Here is a 21950-nt window from a genome sequence, read left to right as displayed (position 1 = left end):
CTTCATGGACAAAGAGGGTTTTGTCTCAAAGGTTCACAGAAAAAAGCCGCATCTCAAGCCTATGCCCCGACATATCCAGAAATCGAATGCTGGAAAGTCCGTGATCCGATCGCGCGTCGAGCACGTCTTTGCCGACCAGAAATCAAAGACGGGATTGTTCATCCGAACTGTCGGTATCAGTCGAGCCACCATGAGGATCGGGCTCGCCAATATCGTCTATAATATGCGCCGCCTCCTCTTCCTCGAAAGATTGAACGCGAGCGCATAGCCATCCAGCGAGAGACAACTCCCAATCTGCTCAAAACGCAGACTGGACGCCATCGCAAAAACCGTCAATCAAATCGCCAAAACCCAGAAATTACCGGCCAAGCACATCAATCAAGGGTTCTTCGATCCCTCCAGATCCATCAGCAACTTCATGACCAGCAGTTTGAATCTGACGCTAATCTGCGCAGCTTTCGTGACGAAGTCGACTACGATGCAAAGCATGTTCAGAGGCTGGAAAATGCGCGCGAGCGGGATCTTGCTGTAGCTGCCCGTCAGTCCGGGGAAATTGATCAGGAAGAGACCCGGCTGCGCAACAATCTTCTCGTCGTCGAAACAAGCCTTGATGCGCTTGTCTTGCATGCGCCCGTCGGTGGACGCCTGACAAATTTCGACGTCCAGCCGGGACAGTCCCTCAAAGCAGGAGACAAGATCGGACAGATCGACAGCGAGGGAAAGTATCGTCTTGATGCCGATATTGACGAATTCTATCTCGGCCGCGTCGTAATGGGTGAGCGGGGGGAAGCCGATATCGGTGACGTGAAACTGCCCCTGAACGTTGCACGCGTGCACCCGCAGGTAACGAACGGACAATTTCGTGCGGAACTGACTTTCGATAAGTCGCCTCCAGAGGGGTTACGCCGCGGGGAGAGTATCGATGTTCGTATCACCCTTGGCGAGACACACAGAGCACTCGTCCTGTCAAACGGCGCATGGCTGGAGGGAAGCGGCGGGTCCTCGGCCTTCATCGTCGCGCCTGACGGAAAAAGTGCCGATCGGACAACGATTACTTCAGGGCGTCGCAATCCCGAGCAGGTGGAGATTACCAGCGGTCTGCTCGAAGGCGAGCATGTGATCGTTTCGTCTTACAATTCCTACAAAAAATTCAATCATCTCGCGATCCACTAAGCGGAGAGGACTGTACTTCATGTTGATCGAACTGACCCATATCCAGCGCCTCTACCGTTCGGACGAGGTCGAAACAACAGCATTGTGTGACATAGAACTTTCTGTAGAGGCAGGAGAATTCGTAGCGATCATGGGACCGTCCGGCTGCGGAAAATCCACCCTCCTGAATATCCTTGGTACGATCGACCGCCCGACATCAGGATCTTACCGTTTTGGCGACGACGAGCTGACAGCCTTGAATGAGGCATCACTCGCTGCCTTTCGGCGCGATCATCTTGGCTACATATTCCAGAACTTCAATCTGATTGATGATCTCACCATCGAGCGGAATATCGAACTCGCTCTGGTCTATCGGAATATGCCTAAAAGCCTGCGCCAGGAGCGCGTGGCAAGCGCAATGGATCATGTGGGCATTGCGCACCGCGCGCGACACTACCCTTCGCAACTTTCTGGTGGACAGCAACAGCGTGCGGCGATTGCCCGGGCGATAGCAGGGGAGCCCCGACTGATCCTGGCTGACGAACCGACAGGTAATCTCGACACTGAGAACGGGGCGCAGGTGATGGATATCCTCCAGCACCTCAATGACGAAGGAGCGACCATTGTGATGGTAACACACTCCCCAAGCCATGCCGACCTCGCGAAGCGCCGTGTGGATATGCTTGACGGTCGTATCGTGCTTTCCGCCGGCATTGCGATCTGAGGAGGAAAGCCCATGTTCCAGGCCATTTTTGACGGCGCATTGCGTGAGGCGCGGCGGCATCCGCTTCATACCGCACTTAATATTCTTGGTCTTGCAGTGGGAGTATGTGTCTTTCTCACGCTCGGTCTGCTGGTACGCTACGAATATAGCTACAACGCTTCTGTTCCGGATGCAGACCGGATTGTGCGCCTTGACAGTCACTGGAGTCTCGCGGGCACTGCATCTTATGAGAGTGCTTTTACATCTTTCCGAGCAGTGCCTTTTCTGCGCGACGATTTTCCTGAGATCGAAAATGCGGTGCGTATCATCCCTGCGACTTTGCAGGTGAGGCGTGAGGGGCAGTTTACTTCATTTACATCTTATCAGGTAGATCCGACTTTTTTCCAGGTGTTTGGCCTACGGCTTATTCGTGGCTTACCGACCAATGCTCTGTCACGGCCTGAAGGTTTGGTTCTCTCTGAAGGTGCAGCGCAGCGTCTGTTCGGGAAGACAGATGTCATTGGGCACAACATAGAACTCGTTAGAGATGGCCAAAAGACCAGCCACATTGTGACTGGTGTTCTGGCGCAGCCAGCTGAACCTGGTGTTTTGTCTGATGCAGAAATACTGGTGCCAATACCAACAGAAGACATTAATACCAGGTCATGTTTTCAGCGTTGGGGAAGTGCTTGCGGAAGAATATATCTGAAACTGCATAACGTCACTGACATATCAACTATAGGCGCACAGCTGAGAGACTTCGTGATTCATCGTGCTTCCGGCGCGGACAGCGACGAAACATCTTTGGGCACGCATCCGGAACAGGAGTTCTCTCTTTCGCTCGTTCCCCTCCTGCAGCAGCATTTTTACGACATTACTGTGCGAGGAGGAGAAGAAGCCGCTGACCGGAATGTTGTCAACAGTATCGGAATAACTGGCTTTCTGGCACTGATGCTCGCATGCGCCAACGCAGTAAATCTTGCTACTGCGAGAGCTATGCTTCGTGCCCGGGAGGTGGCTGTTTGCAAGACGCTGGGGGCATCCCGGCGGCGGTTGTTTATCCAGTTCATGGGAGAAGCATTGCTGACTGTCGCTACGGCTTGCCTGGCTGGTCTGGCTCTGTGTGAGGTTCTGACACCGGTTGTCGCCAGCCTGAGTGGTCAGGCTGTGACTGTTCGCTATGGTTTTGTTCTCCTCCTATGGCCGCTCATTGTAATCGGGAGCGGGCTGGCAAGTGGTATTTATCCCGCGGTGGTGTTGTCACGGTACCGTCCAGCGGCGATTCTGGCTGCCACCCGCATGCCTTCGGGGGGGCGGATGGATGCCCGGCTCCGGAATGCGCTGGTTGTAGTGCAATTTGCGATTGCTGTGACGATCGTTATCTGCACCTTCGTGATCGACCGTCAGACGGCCTTCATACGAAACGCCGACCGTGGGTACACCATGTCAGGTTTGTTAGTAGGTTCCGCAATTCCCGCGAAAGATCTGGCTATTCAGCATAAAATGCTGGATGCCTTGCAAGCGGTACCGGGTGTAAAGGCGCTCACATTCGGCGAACTGGGGCCCAATCCCCCCAACCAGAACAAATCCACGTATAAGCTTGTTAACTCAGCAGAAAAAGTGAGAGTGCATCTGTTATTCGATCGCGCAGGCTCAGAATATTTTGAGACATATAATCCCCGCCTGTTAGCCGGTCGCTGGTTCGATCCAAAATATGGGCAGGACGAGGGTCCTGACAACGAAGCGTTACAAAAAGGAACCGGAAACTTCAACGTGGTTGTCAATGAAACTGCAGCCCTGCGATTTGGTTTTACTACACCTGATGCCGCTGTTGATAAGGTGATTTCTGATCAGGGACTGCGCGCGACAATCATCGGCGTTATATCAGATTTTCGCTTTGTATCTCCGCATGAGCCAGTTGAACCGGAGATCATTTATTATAATTCGCTGACGCGCACGCCGTTTGACGAGCCCATTCCTGCCGTACGTTTCGATAATGCATCATCGTCTGAAATGGTAATTCATCTCAATCGGGCCTGGGCATCTGTGCTTCCGGACACACCGGCAAATTTTCAGTCTGTCGATGACCGAACCCTGGAGTTCTATCAGGGAGATGAACGTCGCGGACGGATATTCACACTTGGCGCGATCGCGGCCCTATTGATCGCATGTCTGGGACTCTACAGCCTCGCGTCCTTCACGGCGGTGCGCCGTACGCATGAAATCGGTATCCGTAAAACGCTTGGTGCGTCCGCCCGGCAGATCATTCTGTTGTTGTTAGGAGACTTTCTGCGGCCTGTTCTTCTTGCCTGCGTGATTGCTTCTCCGATTGCCTGGTTTGCTATGCGGTCCTGGCTTTCGGGGTTTGATCAGCGCATCGTACTCGGTCCCATCCATTTCCTTACAGCCATATCCGGAGCGTTGTTCATTGCGGCGATGACTGTGCTTGGCCAGACTCTTCGCGTTGCCCGCTCAGAGCCGGCACGTGCCTTGCGGGCGGAGTGACGGATATGAGATGTAAGATCTTAATCACTGCAGTTCTCGTTCTGCTCCCCACGGTCGCACAGGCACAGACGTTGCAGGAGGCGCTGGCGCTGGCGTACCGTGGCAATCCAACATTGCTTGGCGAACGGGCAAATCAGCGTGCTGTGTCAGAAAACTCAGATCAGGCGCGCAGTACCTGGCGGCCCACAGTGACTGTCAACATGGATGCGAACTATCAGCAAGGTCCTTACACCAATGCTTTCGCTCTGGGCTCCTACACTTCGAATTATGCTGAAGGGTATGTCCAGGCAAAACAAACGCTCTATTCCTTTGGTCATACCGCTAATGTCGTTCGTGCGGCCGACGCCCGCTCTCGCGCTGAGCAACATGCTTTACGGCTAACAGAAACGCAGATCTTCGCCAGCGCAATTACAGCCTATATGGACGTGGTGCGCGACCGCTATATCCTCGATATACGTAAGGCAGATCTTGAGATGTTGGAGCGTCAGGTGCATCTCATCACGTCTCGTTACTCGCTGGGGGGCGCATCGGCGGAACAGGTGACACGCACGGATGTCGAGCAGGCTCGGACGCGTCGACAGTCGGCGGATGTTGCGCTTGCCCAGGCGCGGACGGCGCTGGCGACATCGGAAGCAAATTTCCGCGCGGTAATCGGCGTTGCTCCTGGCACCCTTAGTATGCCGGACGGACTCCCGGGATTGCCTAGGACGGCATCAGAGGCCGCGAGCGAAGCGGCGGCCTTCAGTCCGCAGCTTTCGCAGGCGCGCGAGATGAAGGCGGCGACGGCGGCGGATATCGACACAGCGCGTTCGCAATGGGGTCCTCAGATCCAGGTGCAGGGCACTTTCGGCGCGATCGGCCCCGCCTCACCGTTTCGCGGGCGAGAATATAGTGAGCAGGTCGGGGGCACCGTTTCCCTTGTGCAGCCGATCTATAACGGGGATCTCTACAATTCCGAGATTCGGCAGGCCAGGGAAAAGGACGAGCAGGCGCGGCAAAATGTCGAATTCGCTCGTCGTCAGGTGATGCAGGCATTAACCGCTGACTGGCACGCGGTTGAAAACGGTCTTGCTGCGATCCGGGCAGCGACCGGAGAGGTAAGCTCCGGTGAACTGACGCTCAAGGGCTACCAACTCGAATATGGCTATGGCCTGCGCAGCACCACCGATGTGTTGTACGCTGACCAGAACCTTCGTGCGGCGCAGGTAGACCTCGCTACCAGCCGCCACGATACGATCGTCGCAGAAGCTAACCTGCTGGCCTCGATGGGCAGGCTTCAAGCGCGTGAACTGCTTCCGAATGTCACACACTACGACGCGGACGCGCAGTTTCGTCATGCCCGCAACCGTGGATGGGAGCCATTAGAGACGCCAGTTTCCGTATTAGACAATGCAGGATGGAAACAGCAGACAGAATGAAAAGAGATCTGAGTCCTACTAAATAATTTAGGCCGATGTCCGGTGCGCTTTCAGATGAGTCGCGTCGGTCATCATGCGCTTCGAACGACCGGCCTGTTCAGTTAGTACCGTGAAAATCCGGCCGAAAACATCCAGGCGGCGCCACCGGATAAAGCGGTTATATAAGGTCCTGTCTAAACCATCCGCTTTCGGTTTTGTGTTGCTCCCCAATCTCTGGATTGTGGAAAGATCTTTCGCAACAGTCACTCGATGGAGAGGGCCTGTGAACCCTGCGCCTCAACGCTCGTGGCCATGCACACCATGGCTTTTGCAGCCTCTATGCTCAGACACGTCGCATACCTGCCCTCCCGAAGTGCAAAATACCTTTATCTTAGGACACGAAGAGGATCAGACATCGAGACATCCGTTACTGTGGAAGCTGGCATCATATTCGAACGAATTCCTACGACTGAGCACAACACGGGAGAGGAAAACGTAGATTCCTCTTGCTGGCCCCCCCCTGAACAGACGGTCGTCACATGCGTGGAAAATCTTCCAGTCCATCGCTGTGCATGGGACGCACGGGCCATGGGCCGCGCAGCGTGATGGACAGCCTCGCTCTATCACGCCAAGACAGTTCATTCTTGACTCACGGCGACCTTTTGTTCTCTTTATGTTCTTGTTTTTGAGCGGGGACACACCATGGCCGGGAGAACAGCCGATACGCTCGCGCTCCTGCGCGACGAGATCCGCCGCATGGAGCGGCATCACGCCGCAGCCGGGGTGGATGCCTATCTGCCGACAGGCTTCACCGCTCCTGATGAGCGGCTGGGCGGGGGCCTGAGCCGTGGCCGCGTCCATGAGTTCCTCGGAGCCGGCTGTGACCGTGTCCTTCTCGCCCGCCCCACACGGTTTGTCGCCCGCGTGCTGGCCCGGACACCGGGCCGGGTGGTCTGGCTTGCGGCGCACCATCTCAACCTGCATGCAGCCGGACTGCAGGGCGCAGGCCTCGCGCCGGGACGCCTGATCTGCGTGCAGAGCGAGACCCGCGATCTTCTCCCTCTCTGCGAGGACATCCTGCGGGAGCGCGGGGTCATGGCGCTGGTCTGCGATCTCTGCGTTCCGCTCTCTCTCATCGCATCACGACGCCTGCAGCTCGCGGCCGAAAGCTCGGGCACCACGGGCTTTCTGCTCCGCCCTGCCCCGAACGGGGCGATACCGCCTCCAAGCGCCTGTGAAACCCGCTGGCGGATCGGGGCGGCGCGCCCGGTGTCGCTGAACAGCGTGATCGGTCCGGAACACTGGCGCATCGAGCTGCTGCGCAGCCGTGATGGACGCCCTTTCACCTGGACATACGGATTACCCGGTCATGCGACGGATCCTCTCGATCTGGTTTCCCCTGTGGCACACAGATCTGTGGCGTCGTCGCCACCCGCAGGAGACCATCGGGACGGGATTTGTGCTGCATGAGCACGATGGCCGGCGCCCCGTGGTGATGGCGGCCGATGTCATGGCCCGGCAGGCTGGTGTCCGCCCTGGAATGGCGCTGGCCCATGCCCGGAGCCTGATCGCCGGTCTCGCAGCATTTGAGGGCGACCGGAAAGCGGATGAGGCTGCTCTGGAGCGACTGGCGGCCTGGTGTCTGTGGCTGTGCCCTCTGACGTCAGCGGATCCGCCAGACGGCGTATGGTGCGATACCAGCGGCTGCGCCCACCTGTATGACGGCGAGGACGCCATGCTGGCGATCGTGCGCGAACGGCTGGAAGCGCTGGGCTATCATATCCGCCTCGCCCTTGCGGACACGCCCGGCACTGCGCACGCGCTGGCGCGCTTCGGACGTGAGCGGGACACACTCGTTCCATCGCGCGGCACGGCTGCCGCTCTCGATCCCCTGCCTGTTGCGGCCCTGCGCCTGCCGGCCGAAACCTGCGAGGGGCTGATCCGCCTCGGGTTTACCCGGATCGGCGATCTGCGGCGCACGGCTCGCGCACCTCTGGCACGGCGTTTCGGAGATCTTCTGATGCGCCGGCTGGACGAGGCACTCGGCGTCCGGCCCGAACCCATTCGCCCGGTTATTCCGCCCGACGCCATCCGTGCGCAGCGCCAGATGCTGGAACCGATCGGCACGGCCGAGGCTCTGGCAGTGGTGATCGGTGAACTGGTGGACGAGATCTCCGAGATCCTGCGCCAGCGCGGTCAGGGCGCACGGCAGCTCGAGCTGGTCTGCGAGCGTGTCGATGGTACGCTTCAGCCCGTGCGCGTGGGCACCGCGTCGCCCGTCGATCAGCCAGCCCATCTGCGCCGCCTTCTACAAGAACGGATCGCCGTCATCGAACCGGGTTTCGGGATCGAAGTGATGACGCTCACCGTCTCCCACCATGAAGCGCGGCAGACCACGGGCGACCAGACCGTGCTCGAGCGCGGACAGGCTGGGGGTGGCGATCTCGCCTGTCTGGTGGACCGCCTGTGCAACCGTGTCGGCGCGTCACGGGTGTTCCGCCTTACGCCACGTGCCAGCCAGATCCCTGAGCGCGCTCAGGCACAGTCCCCTGTCACACAGGAGGCGGCCGAGCCGACATCTACCTTTTCTTTCGTCCGCCCCATCCGACTGCTCGATCCGCCAAAGCCCTTACGTGTCGAAGCCGGGACCGAAAGTGGCGCACCGCAACGCTTTGTCTGGGACGGCCGCACGCACCGCGTGCGGGGCGCAGACGGTCCTGAGCGCATCCAGGGGGAATGGTGGCTCTCGGACAGCGAGTTTCACGCCGCCCGCGATTACTGGATTACCGAGACCGAAGATGGCGAGCGTTTCTGGCTGTATCGCCAGGGCGACGGCACGCACAGCTGGACAGGGGATGGAGCGTGGTTCCTCCACGGGCTGTTCTGATGAATGGGGCAGACGAAACGAAGGCATACCTGTCACCGGCCTCGCCGTCCGAGATCGCCGAGGCGCTGATTCATGGACTTCGCTATGACGGCCGACGGCGCGTACATGACGCCGACGAGCTGATGGCCCGCGTAGTGGCCGAACGTCTGGTGGAGCATCTCGAGCGCAGCGGCTTCGTGCTGTGCCGGCGACCGGCAGCCCCGCAGCCCGATGCGACGCCGCACCGGCATCCGCGCGGGAGATGAGACATGGCCTCGTCCGCCTATGTGGAACTGCAGGCCTGCACGAATTTCTCGTTTCTGCGCGGCGCCAGCCATCCTGAGGAACTGTTCGCCCGTGCGGCGCGGCTGCAGTATCCGGCGCTCGGGATCACCGACCATGGCACGGTCGCCGGCATCGTCCGCGCCCATGCAGCCGCACTGTCTCACGGCGTCCGGTTGCTGCCCGGTGCCCGTGTGGAGCTGTGCGACGGCAGTGTTCTGCTGGCCTATCCGGTGGACCGGGCAGGCTGGGGCCAGCTGTGTCGCCTGCTGACCCTCGGCCATCGGCGCGGCGAGCGTGGACGGCTCGATCTGACCTGGAGCGATCTGACGGGCGAGCGCGTCTCCCGCCTGCTGCTGCTGCTTTCTTCGGACGCCCCGTATGCCGCGCTGCAGGACCGACTGGATGCTCTCACGCGGATCCGCCGTCACTGCGCCGGGATATGGCTCACCCTGAGCCGTCACTGGCGGGCGGGCGATACGGAACGTCTGAATATGTTGGAGCGGCTGGCCCATGCGGCCAACGTCGCGACAGTCGTGACCGGCGATGTGCTTTATCACGCCGCCGACCGCAGCGTGCTGCAGGATCTGCTCACCGCCATCCGGCACAATGTGAGCATGGACACGCTCGGCGCTCTGCGTGAGCCATGGCGGGATCGCTATCTGCGCGGCCCGGCTGAAATGGCCTCGCTCTACCGGGGCCATGAAACGGCGCTGGCCCGCCCGGGCGAGATCGCCTCCCTGTGCCGGTTCTCGCTCAGTGAACTGCGTTACCAGTATCCGTCCGAGACCGATGTGGAGGGCGAGGAGTCCCAGGACACGCTGGTTCGTCTGGTGCGCGAGGCCCTGCCGTTACGCTATCCGGCCGGCGCGCCTGACGACGTGCGACGGCAGCTCACATATGAACTCAGGCTGGTCGGCCAGCTTGGCTATGCGCCGTATTTCCTGACGGTCAACACCATTGTCCGCCATGCGCGCGCGATCGGAATCCTCTGTCAGGGACGCGGCTCGGCCGCCAACAGCGCCATCTGCTTCGTGCTCGGGATCACCGCCATTGATCCGGTGCGCTCAGGTCTTCTCTTCGAGCGGTTCATCTCGGTGGAGCGTCGCGAGCCACCCGACATCGACGTCGATTTCGACAGCGACCGGCGTGAGGAGGTCATCCAGTGGATCTGCCGGCGCTACGGCCGTCAGCGGGCGGCCCTGTGCGCGACCGTGATGCGCTATCAGCCGAAAGGCGCGGTGCGAGACGTCGGCAAGGCGCTGGGCCTGCCCGACGATGTGCTGGGCCTGCTCTCGAAACATCTTGCATCCGCTCTGGATGATAAAGGAAAACTCGAGAGCCGTGCGCGGGAGATCGGGCTTGATCTGCGTGACCGGCGTCTGTCGCTGACGCTGTATCTCGCCCGCCAGATCCTGGGCTTTCCGCGTCAGCTGGGAACACATCCCGGTGGCTTCGTCCTCACCCATGACCGGCTGGACGAGCTGGTGCCGATCCAGCCCGCGGCCATGGAAGATCGTCAGATCATCGTCTGGGATAAGGATGACATCGACGAACTGCGCTTCATGAAGGTCGATGTTCTCGGCCTCGGCATGCTGGGCTGTCTGCAGCGCGCCTTTGATCTTCTGGTGCGGCACGGGCGCCGCGCTTATGACATGACGACGATTCCAACCGAGGACGAGCAGACCTACGCGATGATCGCCCGCGCCGACACGCTCGGCACCTTTCAGATCGAGAGCCGCGCCCAGATGGCGATGCTCCCGCGCACCCGGCCAGGCACCTTTTACGATCTGGTGATTCAGGTGGCGATCGTCCGTCCCGGTCCGATCCAGGGCGATATGGTCCATCCCTATCTGCGTCGCCGCGAAGGCCTGGAACGGCCTGATTGTCCTTCGCCGGCCCTGCGCCGGATCCTCGGCAAGACCCTGGGCGTGCCGCTCTTTCAGGAACAGGCGATGCAGGTCGCCATTCACTGTGCGGGCTTTACGCCGAGTGAGGCCGACCAGCTGCGACGCGGCATGAAGATGCGCGATCATACGGCATCCATCGCCGATTTTCGTGAGAAGATGGTGCGCGGCATGGTGGCCAACGGCTACACCCAGGAGTTCGCCGAGCGCACCTTTCGTCAGCTCGAAGGATTTGGCTCCTACGGATTTCCCGAGAGCCACGCCGCGAGTTTCGCGCTGATCGCCTACGCTTCGTCGTGGCTGAAATGCCATCATCCGGACGTCTTCTGCGCCGCACTGCTCAACAGTCAGCCCATGGGGTTCTATGCCCCGGCTCAGATCGTCCGCGATGCCCGCGAGCATGGGGTCGAGGTGCGACCGGTCTGCGTGAACCAGTCCCGCTGGGACTGTACGCTTGAAGGTCGGCCAGGCAGTGCGCGGCTGGTGGTTCGGCTTGGTCTGCGGCTGGTGAAGGGACTGGCGAACGCGGACGCCGCCCGTCTGATTGCCAGTCGCATGCCTCTCTACGAAAGTGTCGAAGATGTCTGGCGCCGGGCGGACGTTCCAACGACCGCTCTTGAGCGTCTGGCCGAAGCGGATGCGTTTGCCAGCCTGAACTGCGATCGCCGCACGGCCCTGTGGCAGATCAGGGGGCTGGCGGATGAACCTCTCCCTCTGTTTGCAGCGGCAGATCGCGGACGTAACCGGCCTGCTCCGGAAGTCATTGAACCATCCGTCATCCTGCGCCCGATGACCGAAGGCTCGGACGTTGTGGAAGACTATCTCGCGACCGGCCTGACCCTGCGGGCCCATCCTCTGGCGTTCCTGCGCGACGGGCTCGCGGAAAGAGGCATTATTCCCTGCGAGGATCTCGCGACATTACGGAACGGAACCCGCGTGGTGATTGCGGGACTGGTGCTGATGCGTCAGCGCCCCGGTACGGCAAAAGGCGTGATGTTCGTCACGATCGAGGATGAAACCGGGGTGGCCAGCCTGATCCTGTGGAAAGACCGGATCGAAGCGCAACGGGCCATCGCCATGGGGGCGTCGCTGATGGTTGTTCACGGCAGTCTGCAGCGCGAAGGTGATGTGATGCACGTCATCGTGCGAAACCTTGAAGACGGGACCGCACTGCTTGGGCTGATCGGAGAGAATGATCGCCGACCGGTTGCGGTCAAGATACGGAACTTTCAATAATAATACTTTGCGGAAAGGTTATTTATTACATAATCAGAAAAAAAGTATTTTTTATATGGATAAAATACTTCCGGATCTCATTGCTTTGTTAACACTCCACATCTGCCATACAAAAACATTTCGTAGTAGAAAGACGATTTTACCGCCGTCGACTTGCCGATATACCCAGCATCAAAAAAGGGCCGCACGAGCATACGCGCAACACTCCGCAATTAACTGAACACAATTTTTACGTTACGTTAAGATTTATGTAGATTTGACGATGCGATTGTGATTTTTTGTCTTGACACACATTCGCGGCATAGCCGATTTGCGTAATTTTCATATCTCTTCAACAGTACAGCAGGGCGCATCTAGCAGATCTGTATCACATGTGACCGTTGTTCGTGCGCCTGTTCTCTTTATTCGTTAAGGCTCAAGCTTCGCGGGGACCACATGATACTTGACGAACTGAGGTTACGCTTCGCTCTAATTAAAGACGATCCGTCACATGAACTATGTTCTACTCTAGCTGATACCGTCTTTTCGCTTGCATCCCAAGTTGAAAACTTGACGTCATCTCCATCACTAAGTCAGTCGGATCACGACTCAATCGATGCGTTGCAAAGAGCAGCCGTCCTGTGCAGCGAACACGGACAACAATTATTAAAGCGACATCCGCAGTCCCACCATTTACGACTGCGTATTACCCTCCTCGTCGAAGTTATCAGTCACATGCTAGCCAATGAATTGGAAGGGGAATGTCAGGACGCGACACATGAGCCTCGGCCATCCTCCCCGCAAGGTGGCTGGAAGACGCCAATCGTCCACGCCCGTCGAGCCTGAAATTTATCAGCCAAGTCGCATGATCGAAACGTAAAGGACATTCATATTGTCCGGAGCCCGATATGCGACCTGTTTGCCTTTTTCCGTTTGCCCTTCTGGCGTGTTCATCGGCTTTCGCCCAGCAATGCGCGCAACCGCTTTCGCTGGAATCTCCATCGGAGCCCAGGCTTCCGGGGCCATCGCAGCACGATCACGGCGACACTGATGCGATCGCTCATCTGGGGGCGCGAGGCGCAACCGTCGAGATGCAGCCAAACCTGCACGGGTTTGAAACCGGTATCGCTCACACAGGAGAAGGCGAGATCCTCGTCTTCTTCGCCCCCACAGATCACAAGCTCATCCTGAGCGGCACGTTAATACCCGTGCCTTACGACACGCTGCGTCATTATGCTGGCGGCCGTGCGCGTGATCTGGTTCCCTCACACGGGATCAGAGGCATGTTCGTCCAGGCCGGAAATCGCTTTCAGGTCGTTTACGCCACTCCGGATGGTCAGGCAGCGGTCGCAGCCCGTATGTGGGACGCAACTGGCAAAGATCTCACGAAAGCCCAGATCAGGGATATACCCGGCGCGGTGCCGGCGGTGACGGTGTCTGCAAGCTCCTCCCATGCGAACACGCGGTCTGGCCTGGCAGACCTCTCAGGGGGCTCGCTGGGAGTGCCGTCAGCTCCTGAGGCCGTCATGTTTATAGATCCTCAGTGCATCTACTCCATCAGGGCGATGCGGGCGTTACAGCCTGCAATCAGCGCCGGCAGGATCCGCCTGAAAGTGGTTCCGCTATCTCTTCTCGATTACGAAGATCACGGCGCGAGCACGATCAATGCGAAGTCAATGCTGTCATTTCCCGAAGGCGAAATGGCGGAAGCATGGATAAGCGGCCGACTTGGAGAGAAGGCCGATAATCCGTCTCCCGACAGCCCACAGAAACTTGCCCACAACAGCGAGATTGCCCGTCAGCTGGCGCTCGCCGGAACCCCGACTTTCATCTGGACACGCAGAAATGGCGAGACCGGGCGACTGGACGGCGTTCCACGTGATGTCGAGGCGTTCGTCAGTTCGGTGGCACAATGAGTGCCGGAGCCGGACCAGACCGCAAGCCGCGGTTTTTCAGAAGAACACGGCAGCTTGCCCGACTTGTGATTGGTGATCCACGCAACCTGATCGCCTGGCGCGATCTGAAGAAGAACGCCTCACTGATCGAAATCCTGTGGAAGGCACTCGCAGGAAGAGGAACCTCGGTTCCCGATTTCCATATCACCGATGGAGGCCGGATCGACGTCGAAGCGACCGCCGCCACATATGGAGTGGAAGCGCGGGCGGTGACTATCTTCCTCGATCAGCGCCAGCGCCAGACATATGCGCGATCCGTCTGGGCTGGGGCACTCGATCTCGCTCTGATTGTTGCCTGGATCGTGGAGATGTCATTGTCTCGCTGGGGAGGAACGCAGCTTCTGGCTGCGCTCGAATTCGCCCCTTTCTGGTTTTTCCTGGCACTGGTGGCGTTTCAGAACGCGTGGCTCAACTGGCAGATCCGGGAACGCCACCTCGGTTCCGCAACTCAGTTTCTGGCGACGGCAGACAATCTCTTTCCCCGCAAGCCCTAGACCAAACGCCGCCAGTTCGTTGCTGGCGGCCCCATGGTCAACAAGATCTCAGAATGTACCCGGCGGTGCGCTGGCGTCTCCTCCCTCCGCACCCGTTGCCCAGGACGCATGCTCATAGTCCTCACGACCCTGAGTGGTCCGGGGATCGTCTGGGCGCACGATTGTGCCAGCGCGATTGTAGGTCGGGGGTGTCCACACGGCCCGCGCCGACCCATAGGCCGCATTAGGATCATAACGTGCTTGTTTTGTGGGAGGCGCCTTCGGACCGTGGACGTGTGCCGCCGACGATACATTTCCAGCGCTGCACGCTGAAAGTCCGAGACAGAGGGCGAGCGGAAGAAAGAAGGAATGTTTCACGAAAGGTCTCCTTTTTACAGGAGACCATGATGCGGGAAGAACTTGCGACTACTCTTCCAATTTTCTCAATCTGGCTTCCATGGAAAGATAGCCGCGAATTCGTCTCTCCATAGTCTCGGCTTTAGTCGCCAGTGTTTTATGCTCGTCGGTTAAGCGCCGATAATCGTCCTGCGCCGCTGCGAGAGCATGGGCCAGGCGACTTTCGCGTTCACCGGCCGCCTGAAGGTCAGTCCTGAGCTGCGCCTCCCGCGCTTCCGCCCGACTGGCCCGTGTTTCCAGTGCACTGATCTTTGTTTTTTGAAAGTCGGCGTATTCCTCCCATTCGCCTACTTTTCTGTCGAGCTCTTCGGCGCGGGTATTGGCGCGGCTGAGCAGCGTTCTCAGTCGCGCAATCAGACCTGCCTGTTCCTGTACCTGATCGGCAAGTGAGGGGGGCGATCCATAAAGAGTTCTCTGGATCGCACGCCCGAGGCTGTCACTGTAGTCGCGCGACATCCGTCCCAGGATGAACCCGGTCGCACCATTCATTCCATTCCCACCGAACATCTCAGGCTCTCCCCGTGTCCTGGATCACGCAATCTTCTTCATTGTCGTATCTATCCCATTGTTGGGGCCATGCGGTATTGCTTTTTTACCGTCTTCGGTGTTCAGCGACTGCTGGATGGACATCAGGGTGCCCGCCATGCCGACGACTGCGGCGTCCCGGCTGAACTGGTCGATGTCCACCCGGTCCACGTCGCCAAAGCCGATCATGGCCGGCACCCGTTGCGGCAGGATCGAGATCATCCGGAATGAAATGAAGGCCAGCGTCACGTGAATCATCACGAACAGGCTGACCAGCACGATCATGCCGAGGAAGTTTGTGACGATCCAGCCATTTGACAGGATCAGGCCGGCCGCGATCCCGAAACACATATGGATCAGCCACGACACTGAGTCGAAGATGAAATAACCGAGGAATAGCCCGAACAGCATCAGGACCGGCCGGAAAATGACGTTGAACAGCAGGGCGTATCCCTGTTTCGCGTGCCCATGCAGACCCTCGCCGTTCATGGTCATGTGCGCAAGCATCCACAAAGGGGCCGCTATCACCGATTCACACACCATGATGAACCAGCCTGCGACGGCAAACATCCACATGACAAAAGGGATCATCGGGATGACATAGGCGATAGTCAGACCCGGCATGAGCATCGCCAGGCAGCCGCCGATAATCGGCGCGCCGAAAAAGTGCATCAGCGCATGTCCGGCACCAGCGGCAAGTGCCCCGCCTGGATTTCCGCTGAGAAGCGAGGTCACGCCGATGCCAATCGTCCCGGCCGTCGAGGAGAGGATCGACGCTGTTCCCATGGTGATCAGGGAAGTGGTGATCATCCAGTTACCAAGCGACATCAGATTGCCGAACGGATCGGTCCAGTAGCCATCCGTCCCGGACGGCTCAATGAATCCCGTGACGATCTGCAGAGCGTAATCGTTCAGATGCAGCGCCCGAAACAACTGGTTAAGGACGCCTGCACCGTCACCACCCGGGATCGCTCCCGAATAGAGATCCGCGTTGCCGCCTGGTGCGCTCATCCCGTCCTGCGTGGCGACCATGCTGTCGATGTTTTCCATGAATGTGTCCGCTGACTGGACGAGAGGGGCGATGTCAGAGGCGAGATAGCTGCCAATTCCGGAATAGGACGGAGTGGTGATCGTCGGCGTCGCGGTCATCAGAGAAAGGGTCTGACCGTTCAGGCGGGCGAATTCCAGATAATAGGCTCCTGCGCCGGTCCACCCGAGATTATCCATCTGATTGCTCGTATTAACGGAATCGCCGTTTGTCGAAATACCCCACTGATGGAGCGCAAGTGTCTGGTTGTTGACCGTATCCTGGAGCTTTGATCGCAGCTGAGCCGCCTGCGTCGTCAGCCGCGAAGTGTAATCGTTGGTCGCTTTGACTATGATGGCCATGAGCGGGGCGAGAGAGGATGTTTTCTTTGTCTCCCAGTAACTCTGTGCCACCTGCTCCACCTGACCGCGAATGTCTCCGAGCAGTACAGAATCAAGCACCTGTCTTTGCATAGCCGCCTGATCGACCTGAAATCCGGCAAGATTTACGACCCCAGTATTGGGAGCCTGCAGACTGACGGAGCCACAAACTGGTGTACCATCACTGGTGCCGGCAGCCATGTCATAGGAATAGTTGATAATCCCTGTCGAACCGCCCGTGACCGACAGGATGGTCTGGCCGGTGGGTGCGACGATAAGACTGGTGTTGTTGGAGGCGATATTCAGAAGTGCGCGGCAGAATTCATTCTTCACAAGACCCGTGACGATCCCTTTCGTGCCGGGAATAAGCGGTTGTGCGATGACCTTGCCGTCCGGACCGATCGCCTGCTTCGCTTTGTCGTAAACGACTTTTGCCATGCCAATGCCCCAGAGCGATCCCTGCACAACTACAGCCTGGGCAGCGTTGAAGCCGGTGGTCGGAAGTGGCCACATCAGCACGGCCGCGACGCCAATCCGCACGATCGACATACTGGTCTGATTGTTTCCGAGAAGCTGCGAAGTCTCCGCACCGCGATGAATGTTCATGAAATAAATATAGCTGACCACGGCCATTGCGAAGGCCATGACGAATCCCGAAAACCACCCGATCATCGTGCCGATGACTGTCGCTTCGTTTCCGATACTCGGTGCCGACGTGGTCTGGCCAAACACCGGGAAGACGCTCCGGATGACCTGGGCCGCCCAGTCGTCTCCGGGATCGAGCAGATCCCAGGTGACATTATAGCTGGTGCTCCCGCTTGAATCGCCGGATCCGGTCGCAACGACGGTCTGCGCCATGGCGGGCAGGGCGGCAGCCGAGAGGCACAGAAGCGTCAGAAGTGCCAGCACATGGCGACGGAAAGAAGTCATGGTTCGTTCTCGCGACGGTGGAATTAAGGTGACGGGCTGTTAGACGGTCCGGGACTCATCCGCTTCATGAAATCAGTCACGGCGGTGACGGCCTTCTGGACCATCTCGCGGACCTTTTCGCTCATCTCTTCCAGCGCACTGGCTCCCTCTTTTTTCCCAGGCACTTCGGCGGCGCTCTTGCCGATCTCGGCATCAATCTGATTGAATCGCTGCGTCACACTGCCTGGCATTCCCATACGCTGCCCTGTTGCCTCGGCAACTTCCCGCCCTTTTCCGTATGCCTCCAGTTTGCTGCTTACGTTTTCCAGCTGTGCCGCGAAGGCCTGATTATTCTGCTTTTCAGTCACAAACTGACTGTGCAGATCGGCGTATTTTCCGCCCGCTTTCATTTCGGACAGCACACCGGCCATACCGTCTGGATCGCTCCTGGCCGCGTCCGAGATCGAGGCCATGATGGAGGAGGCTGGCCGCTCTTTAATCTCGCGCAACGCCTCCACGGCGTCCTTTCCCAGCCTTTCTGTCGCCTCCAGACTCTTCTCATCCCGTGCGTTATGCAGTCGTGCGCTGAAATCGGCGGCTTTTTCCATCCAGGACGGTCCAGGATTCACGGGCTGGCTTTCGATCCGTGAGCCGATCGCTTCTGCGAGCCTGGCAAATCCACCGCCCCGGATGACCCTTACCTCCTCGCGCTCCGTGGCCTCGGGCTTCTCATCCTTTCGTTTCGGTTCCTCTTTTCCCTGGGCCGTATTCGTCTCGGCCGTGGATCGGTTTTCCGGCGCATTTTTCTCGCCGCCTGCCGTCTTTGGTCCGGTGTCCTGATGTGGATCCGGCGAGTGACTCTGCTCGGGTTTACCGGCCGCTGGTGACTCCTGATTTGGTGGATTACCGCCGCCCGGCGACGCAGAGCGGCTTGTTGAATCCGGGCCACCGTTGCTATCGCGGGGCACCTCGGCGCTATGGGTGTGCTCCGTCTCCGATTTCGCGCCGGGCTCCGGAAAGACTGTCGCTTTCAGTTTGTCGATGGTGTGCGCGATGTCCGGGTGATCCGGATCCTGACGCCCCTCCACCAGTTCGCCTGCAAGGCTGCGGATCGCATTCACGACAGGCTGTTTGAGACGATGTGTCTCCTGCATCATGGCGGCCACGGCGGGCTCAGTCAGGCCTGGGTAGTGGGCGGCCCGCCCGCTCATTTCAGAGTGAAGAGGATGATCGCTCTGCAGCGTCGGTCCCAAGAGACGCTCCACATCCTGCACGGCATAGGCTACACGGGTGCGAAACTGAGGGTCGCTCTCGGCGCCCGGTTCATGGGAATCCTGACGCAGCCTCTCATACGCGGCGGCTTGTCCGGGCGCCTGCTTTTTGTATTCAGACTGAACGCGATCAAGGACCTTCAGGACGTCTTCAATGTCGCTGGTCTTCTGCATGGTTTCAGACATGGTGGACCTCTACGGGTTGATGGTTGGGGAAGGCATCGGGGTCAGGCCGTCCCTGAAGGCAGCCTCCTCTTCCTGCGCGATGCGGGTGGCACTCATGGTCGCCTGATAGAGACCGAGCCTGTAGTTCTGCAGCGCGAGGTAATTGGACTGCGCCATTTCGGTGGCTATCTCACGCAGGAGCGAGGCAGGCGGCATTTTCTGGAGAGATGCGTTCCAGGCCACACTGGAGACACGTCGTCCGACTTCCAGAGCCATCACCTGAAGCCACGAGGCTTTCTCGAGGGGTTGCTGGCCCTGAGCCGTCATTTCCGCTTTCTGATCGCTGGTCAGCGTCACGGACGGAACGCCGAGGGACGTGACGTAGGCCGCAACCCAGCGGGCCAGCGACATCCGGCTGTTATAGGACCGACGACGTGTCGCGACCTCCCGGCCACGAATACTCGTCATTTGTTCTCCCCTCAGCGCGGCAGGGGCAATCGGCTGTATGAGGGTCGTCGCGTAATCATTTGCCGCGTCCACTCCGCCGTCAGCTGACAGAGTATCCGATGCAAAGAAACTGGCTGCGTGCTGGTCAGCGTCGGGATTCTGGGACACCGCAGTGCAAAGCCCCGCGTCAACGTCGTCCGAGGAACAGTATCGGCGAAGATGAAGCGATGTCAGGGCGTCAGAGCCCTGCGACTTGCCATAGTAGGACGGCGTGCCTTTCTTTGCCTCTCCCCGGGGATCGGTGATTTTCGTGATCGCGATGACCGCCGAGCGTGACGCTTTGGACGCCGCAATGGTGGACTGCTGGGCGTCAAGGCCCGCGCAGAATTCCGGACTCATCATGTGCTCGTCCCGGATCTCTGTTTCCTGCTGACGACGAAGGAAGCCAGCCATCGCAGCGTCCTGCGCGTCGATAAGCTGCGACTGAGCCCCCACCTGAGCTTTTGCGTAGTTGGCGGTCTGCGTGAATCCCTTCGTCAGGAGGGAGGCGACCGAATTTGGGTTTGTCAGACTGGTGAGATTCGAATCTATGCTATCTGTAAGATTCTTTGTCATCGTGTTCAGGGCGTTGCCCGTGAAGCTCTGCAGCGCCTTGATCGCGGCGACCACGGCCGCCTCACTGATCAGGGCGTGTGCTGGCCTCGGAGCGACGGCCAGGACGCAGACACAGGAAGCGGCAGCAATCGCGACTGTCTGCAGCTTGCGCATCAGAAAACTCCGTCCATGAGATTATCCAGGCTGTAACCGGATGGAAGCTGAGGAGAGCCATTGATATAAAGGTCAGTGGCGCCGCTCGATGTTCCGGCGTTGATGTTTGCAAGCGTCGGCCCCCCACCGCCGAAGTTCAGGCTCGGACACATCAACCCACTGCTGGAGCCGAAACCCAGCCCAAGATTGACGCCTGACAGGCTGAGCCCGCACTGGGTCGAGCCCATGGCGTTGCCCCATGCCGCCTGAGCTGCCTGACAGATCTGGCCACCGATCTGGCCCTCGACGGCCTCAAGCAGCGCCGCAGGATCCAGACCGTTGGTGATAAGGTTCAACCCGGTGCCGCTGAAAAAATTACTGAGACAGGACAGCCCGTTGACGCTGTCTGGCTGAGTTTCATAGGCATCGTTGGCCTGCACTCGCTCGTTGACTGCAGTCGCGGCCGCCTGGGTCAGCGCGGCGCATCCGGCACTTCCCGTCGAAGTCGTTGAATCGCCGGCACCGGTCGCGGCCGTCTGAGCAAACGTCGGCATCGAAACAAAAAGCGCTGCCGCAATGACCGCTGAAGAAAGCGCAGAGGACGCAAAGCGGGTCATGCTGCCTCCTGACGTCTTTTCGGGCGGGTGATCGTCTCCAGCAGTGAAATGCGCTCCGAAGCAAGGATGCGCTGGAGAGCCTGACGACGGCTCTCGGCAATCACGCCGTGGCCGAATGGGCTATCGGGAGAAAGCAGGTCCCGCCGCCCACGAAGACCCGGTATCAATGGATCCAGGCATCGAACAAGATCCGGCCATTCATGTGGAGCCACGGATGACAACGCGGCATGCCACGCCGCAAGCGTGGCCGGATCCCGGTCAAGTCGGCACAGTATCTCGTTGCCGCCGATGCGGCGCCAGAGATCGCCGAGCGCGTCCAGGGTAAGCGCGACATTTGGCATCGGAGGCTGTGCCCCGGCTTTCGGGACAGGCTGGGGTGTTCGCATGAGACCTTCCTCGGCTGATTACGAAGGAAGGTGCGCGCCCATCATGCGACCAGTCAGCGAATTCGGCGGCGGATCGTAACTTTGTTGTGCCCCACATCAATGACATCCCCGGCCTGAGCCACCGACGATGCCAGTACCTTGTTCCATTCCCGTCCGCCCTGCCAGTCAACCGGGGCCTCGGTATCGATGTCAGGAGCAAACGTCACGGTGACCCCACGAGGAACGATCTGGCGAACGGCAAAACGCAGCGGAACTTGCCGTCCGTAACCGTTGGCCCGGCGAAAGTGGGATACAATCGGTCTGGTGCCGTCCTCTTCACTTCTGTTTTCGTCCGGTAACGGTCTCTGAGAAACAGCTCCGTCGTTGCCTGAGGGTACGGAAAAAAGAGGCGGCGACTGAACAACCTGAAAAGCAGCTGGCACGACATAGCCGTTGTTAAGAGCGGCAATCATCGCGGCGGCACGGAAAAGGGGCATGGATCTCGTCTCCTGATGGGGTCGGTACATAAAACGGGCACAGATATACGCTAAGGATTATCGGTGATTGTGATGGCTTGCCGGAGCGGGCGGAGTTTCCCTTCCGGGATGCCGGCGTCGGTCCAGAG

At 59.1% G+C, this 21950-nt stretch carries 19 protein-coding genes and 1 pseudogene; 11 read left to right on the top strand and 9 right to left on the bottom strand.

The window, feature by feature from the left end:
* Window positions 1–268 (top strand): annotated as a pseudogene (locus GOB93_RS18975) (IS5/IS1182 family transposase); the annotation flags it as partial.
* Between the two features lie 110 nt (window positions 269–378).
* Here the strand turns inward: GOB93_RS18975 and GOB93_RS21750 are convergent.
* On the bottom strand, window positions 379–627 hold the full coding sequence (locus tag GOB93_RS21750) for a hypothetical protein (protein ID WP_242010922.1): 249 nt from the start codon (window positions 625–627) through the stop codon (window positions 379–381).
* Between GOB93_RS21750 and GOB93_RS21745 the strand changes: the two genes are divergently transcribed.
* From GOB93_RS21745 to GOB93_RS18925, 10 genes are all read left to right on the top strand, one after another.
* Window positions 622–1173, top strand: coding sequence for an efflux RND transporter periplasmic adaptor subunit (locus GOB93_RS21745; protein WP_242010921.1), 552 nt, complete (start codon window positions 622–624; stop codon window positions 1171–1173). The genes GOB93_RS21750 and GOB93_RS21745 overlap by 6 nt on opposite strands.
* 19 nt (window positions 1174–1192) lie before the next feature.
* On the top strand, window positions 1193–1876 hold the full coding sequence (locus tag GOB93_RS18965) for an ABC transporter ATP-binding protein (RefSeq protein ID WP_173585001.1): 684 nt from the start codon (window positions 1193–1195) through the stop codon (window positions 1874–1876).
* A gap of 12 nt (window positions 1877–1888) precedes the next feature.
* Window positions 1889–4360 carry an ABC transporter permease gene (locus GOB93_RS18960; RefSeq protein WP_173585000.1) on the top strand — a complete coding sequence of 824 codons (2472 nt, stop codon included), beginning with the start codon at window positions 1889–1891 and terminating at the stop codon, window positions 4358–4360.
* Between the two features lie 5 nt (window positions 4361–4365).
* Complete coding sequence (locus tag GOB93_RS18955; RefSeq protein WP_173584999.1) at window positions 4366–5778, top strand: TolC family outer membrane protein; 1413 nt, start codon at window positions 4366–4368, stop codon at window positions 5776–5778.
* A 681-nt stretch (window positions 5779–6459) separates the two neighbouring features.
* A complete protein-coding gene (locus GOB93_RS18950) occupies window positions 6460–7227 on the top strand; it encodes an ImuA family protein (protein ID WP_173584998.1) in 768 nt (255 codons plus the stop codon).
* The gene (locus tag GOB93_RS18945) at window positions 7127–8644 is read left to right on the top strand and encodes a DUF6504 family protein (RefSeq protein ID WP_173584997.1); all 1518 of its coding nucleotides are present in this window, start codon (window positions 7127–7129) and stop codon (window positions 8642–8644) included. The genes GOB93_RS18950 and GOB93_RS18945 overlap by 101 nt, the downstream gene beginning before the upstream one ends.
* Window positions 8644–8889: a hypothetical protein gene (locus tag GOB93_RS18940; protein ID WP_173584996.1), complete on the top strand. Its 246-nt coding sequence runs from the start codon at window positions 8644–8646 to the stop codon at window positions 8887–8889. The genes GOB93_RS18945 and GOB93_RS18940 overlap by 1 nt, the downstream gene beginning before the upstream one ends.
* Before the next feature lie 3 nt (window positions 8890–8892).
* Window positions 8893–12048, top strand: coding sequence for an error-prone DNA polymerase (locus tag GOB93_RS18935; protein ID WP_173584995.1), 3156 nt, complete (start codon window positions 8893–8895; stop codon window positions 12046–12048).
* A gap of 887 nt (window positions 12049–12935) precedes the next feature.
* The gene (locus tag GOB93_RS18930) at window positions 12936–13943 is read left to right on the top strand and encodes a thioredoxin domain-containing protein (RefSeq protein ID WP_242010920.1); all 1008 of its coding nucleotides are present in this window, start codon (window positions 12936–12938) and stop codon (window positions 13941–13943) included.
* Window positions 13940–14476, top strand: coding sequence for a hypothetical protein (locus GOB93_RS18925; RefSeq protein ID WP_173584994.1), 537 nt, complete (start codon window positions 13940–13942; stop codon window positions 14474–14476). Before GOB93_RS18930 ends, GOB93_RS18925 begins: the two co-directional genes overlap by 4 nt.
* Window positions 14477–14524: 48 nt before the next feature.
* Here GOB93_RS18925 and GOB93_RS18920 read toward each other — a convergent pair whose 3' ends face one another.
* The 8 genes from GOB93_RS18920 to GOB93_RS21740 are packed head-to-tail and all read right to left on the bottom strand — an operon-like array spanning window position 14525 to window position 21822.
* Window positions 14525–14833 carry a hypothetical protein gene (locus tag GOB93_RS18920; protein WP_173584993.1) on the bottom strand — a complete coding sequence of 103 codons (309 nt, stop codon included), beginning with the start codon at window positions 14831–14833 and terminating at the stop codon, window positions 14525–14527.
* A 48-nt stretch (window positions 14834–14881) separates the two neighbouring features.
* The gene (locus GOB93_RS18915; RefSeq protein WP_173584992.1) at window positions 14882–15379 is read right to left on the bottom strand and encodes a hypothetical protein; all 498 of its coding nucleotides are present in this window, start codon (window positions 15377–15379) and stop codon (window positions 14882–14884) included.
* A 24-nt stretch (window positions 15380–15403) separates the two neighbouring features.
* On the bottom strand, window positions 15404–17734 hold the full coding sequence (locus tag GOB93_RS18910) for a DotA/TraY family protein (protein ID WP_242010919.1): 2331 nt from the start codon (window positions 17732–17734) through the stop codon (window positions 15404–15406).
* A 23-nt stretch (window positions 17735–17757) separates the two neighbouring features.
* Complete coding sequence (locus tag GOB93_RS18905) at window positions 17758–19170, bottom strand: hypothetical protein (RefSeq protein WP_173584991.1); 1413 nt, start codon at window positions 19168–19170, stop codon at window positions 17758–17760.
* Between the two features lie 9 nt (window positions 19171–19179).
* Window positions 19180–20364 carry a hypothetical protein gene (locus GOB93_RS18900; protein WP_061274782.1) on the bottom strand — a complete coding sequence of 395 codons (1185 nt, stop codon included), beginning with the start codon at window positions 20362–20364 and terminating at the stop codon, window positions 19180–19182.
* The gene (locus GOB93_RS18895; protein ID WP_173585003.1) at window positions 20364–20897 is read right to left on the bottom strand and encodes a hypothetical protein; all 534 of its coding nucleotides are present in this window, start codon (window positions 20895–20897) and stop codon (window positions 20364–20366) included. The genes GOB93_RS18900 and GOB93_RS18895 overlap by 1 nt, the downstream gene beginning before the upstream one ends.
* 59 nt (window positions 20898–20956) lie before the next feature.
* Window positions 20957–21346, bottom strand: coding sequence for a hypothetical protein (locus tag GOB93_RS18890; RefSeq protein ID WP_242010918.1), 390 nt, complete (start codon window positions 21344–21346; stop codon window positions 20957–20959).
* A gap of 53 nt (window positions 21347–21399) precedes the next feature.
* The gene (locus tag GOB93_RS21740) at window positions 21400–21822 is read right to left on the bottom strand and encodes a hypothetical protein (protein WP_173584990.1); all 423 of its coding nucleotides are present in this window, start codon (window positions 21820–21822) and stop codon (window positions 21400–21402) included.
* Window positions 21823–21950 lie beyond the last annotated feature (128 nt).

It is taken from the genome of Acetobacter musti, from assembly GCF_011516835.1.
In the GTDB taxonomy this organism is placed as follows: Bacteria; Pseudomonadota; Alphaproteobacteria; order Acetobacterales; family Acetobacteraceae; genus Acetobacter; species Acetobacter musti.
The sequence above is the reverse complement of the archived record's forward strand: the minus strand, read 5'-3'. Positions and strand labels throughout refer to the sequence as shown.

Bases quoted from the DNA above. Each gene is read 5' to 3' on its own strand.
- GOB93_RS21750 (WP_242010922.1), bottom strand. From the start codon at position 627: ATGCAAGACAAGCGCATCAAGGCTTGTTTCGACGACGAGAAGATTGTT.
- GOB93_RS18965 (WP_173585001.1), top strand. From the start codon at position 1,193: ATGTTGATCGAACTGACCCATATCCAGCGCCTCTACCGTTCGGACGAG.
- GOB93_RS18960 (WP_173585000.1), top strand. From the start codon at position 1,889: ATGTTCCAGGCCATTTTTGACGGCGCATTGCGTGAGGCGCGGCGGCAT.
- GOB93_RS18955 (WP_173584999.1), top strand. From the start codon at position 4,366: ATGAGATGTAAGATCTTAATCACTGCAGTTCTCGTTCTGCTCCCCACG.
- GOB93_RS18950 (WP_173584998.1), top strand. From the start codon at position 6,460: ATGGCCGGGAGAACAGCCGATACGCTCGCGCTCCTGCGCGACGAGATC.
- GOB93_RS18945 (WP_173584997.1), top strand. From the start codon at position 7,127: ATGCGACGGATCCTCTCGATCTGGTTTCCCCTGTGGCACACAGATCTG.
- GOB93_RS18940 (WP_173584996.1), top strand. From the start codon at position 8,644: ATGAATGGGGCAGACGAAACGAAGGCATACCTGTCACCGGCCTCGCCG.
- GOB93_RS18935 (WP_173584995.1), top strand. From the start codon at position 8,893: ATGGCCTCGTCCGCCTATGTGGAACTGCAGGCCTGCACGAATTTCTCG.
- GOB93_RS18930 (WP_242010920.1), top strand. From the start codon at position 12,936: ATGCGACCTGTTTGCCTTTTTCCGTTTGCCCTTCTGGCGTGTTCATCG.
- GOB93_RS18925 (WP_173584994.1), top strand. From the start codon at position 13,940: ATGAGTGCCGGAGCCGGACCAGACCGCAAGCCGCGGTTTTTCAGAAGA.
- GOB93_RS18915 (WP_173584992.1), bottom strand. From the start codon at position 15,379: ATGTTCGGTGGGAATGGAATGAATGGTGCGACCGGGTTCATCCTGGGA.
- GOB93_RS18910 (WP_242010919.1), bottom strand. From the start codon at position 17,734: ATGACTTCTTTCCGTCGCCATGTGCTGGCACTTCTGACGCTTCTGTGC.
- GOB93_RS18905 (WP_173584991.1), bottom strand. From the start codon at position 19,170: ATGTCTGAAACCATGCAGAAGACCAGCGACATTGAAGACGTCCTGAAG.
- GOB93_RS18900 (WP_061274782.1), bottom strand. From the start codon at position 20,364: ATGCGCAAGCTGCAGACAGTCGCGATTGCTGCCGCTTCCTGTGTCTGC.
- GOB93_RS18895 (WP_173585003.1), bottom strand. From the start codon at position 20,897: ATGCCGACGTTTGCTCAGACGGCCGCGACCGGTGCCGGCGATTCAACG.
- GOB93_RS18890 (WP_242010918.1), bottom strand. From the start codon at position 21,346: ATGCGAACACCCCAGCCTGTCCCGAAAGCCGGGGCACAGCCTCCGATG.
- GOB93_RS21740 (WP_173584990.1), bottom strand. From the start codon at position 21,822: ATGCCCCTTTTCCGTGCCGCCGCGATGATTGCCGCTCTTAACAACGGC.